Raw genomic sequence first — 1,256 nt, forward strand, 5'->3', positions numbered from 1 at the left:
CGGTTCGGCGGCCCGCCGCTCGCGGGCCGCCCGGGACGTCTCGGCCCGCCGGGAGAAGGCGGTCAGCGCCGAGTGGTACGTGCCGGCGGAGAACCGGCCGCCGGCCCGTACGTAACCGTCGACGGTGATCGGCACGTCGGCGGGGAGTTGCTTGACGGTGAACCAGACGCCCAGGTCGTGCGGGATCGAGTCGAAGCCGCAGGCGTGCACCAGCCGGGCGCCGGTGCGGGTCGCCTCGGCGTGGTGCCGGAGGTACGTCTGGTCGACGAACTCGGGTTCGCCGGTGATGTCGAGGTAGTCGGTGCCGGCCGCCGCGCACGCCGCCACCAGCGGTTCCCCGTGGTGCACGTACGGGCCGACGGTGCTCGCCACCACCCGGGCCTGCGCGGCCACCTCCCGTAGCGACGCCGGGTCGGTGACGTCGGCGGTGAGCAGTGGCAGGTCCGCCAGGGCCGGCGTGATCGCGACCAGCCGGTCCCGGACGGCGGCCAGTTTGTCGGGGTTGCGCCCGGCGATCGCCCAGCGCAGTCCGGCCGGCGCGTGCCGGGCCAGGTACTGCGCGGTCAGCTCACCGGTGAACCCGGTCGCCCCGAACAGCACGACGTCGTACGTCCGTTCCGCAGCCATCCCGCGATGATGTCATCCACCAGGCCGGACGTCGATCGATGGCGGCTCGTGCGGGGTGAACACGGCCCGTACGCAGTCGTCGGGACGGTCGCGGAGGAGCGCGTACCCCTGGGCCGCCCGCTCCAGCGGGAAGTGGTGCGTGGCCAGGTGCTCGGTCCGCAGCTCGTCGCGGGCCATCCGGTCCAGCAGCATCGGGATGTACCGCTGGCCGTGCTGGCGCGCCCCGCGCACGGTGAGCCCCTTGTGCACCACCGCGCCGGTCGGGAACGCGTCGACGACGCGGGCGCCGCCGTTGAGCACGAAGACGGTGCCGCCCTTGCGGCAGGCGTGCACCGCCTCGCGCAGCGCCTCGGGTGTGCGGCGGCGTCCGGTGAAACGGTCCGCCAGCGACCGGGGTTCCTCGGCCGGGCCGCCGACCGCCTCCACGCAGACGTCCGGCCCCCGCCCGCCGCTGAGCTCGCGCAGTTCCGCCAGCACGTCGGTGTGCCGCAGGTCGAGGGTGTGGGCGCCGGTGTGCTGACGGGCCATCAGCAGCCGCCCCGGATGCCGGTCGACGACCACCACCCGGTCGGCGCCGAGCAACCCGGCCGCCCGGGCGGCCATGGCGTGGTGCAGACCGCCGGCCACGT

General features: G+C 75.2%; 2 protein-coding genes. Both read right to left on the reverse strand.

Annotated features, from left to right (window positions below; translation table 11 throughout):
• Nucleotides 1-627 (reverse strand): trans-acting enoyl reductase family protein (locus EYA84_RS31975; RefSeq protein WP_201272553.1); only part of this gene is annotated, 627 nt, incomplete at its 3' end.
• 12 nt (nucleotides 628-639) lie between these two features.
• The coding region (locus tag EYA84_RS31980; protein WP_153227130.1) for a zinc-binding dehydrogenase at nucleotides 640-1,256 on the reverse strand (617 nt) is incomplete at its 5' end.

The sequence above is a fragment of the Verrucosispora sp. SN26_14.1 genome (assembly GCF_004307965.1).
Lineage (GTDB): Bacteria > Actinomycetota > Actinomycetes > Mycobacteriales > Micromonosporaceae > Micromonospora.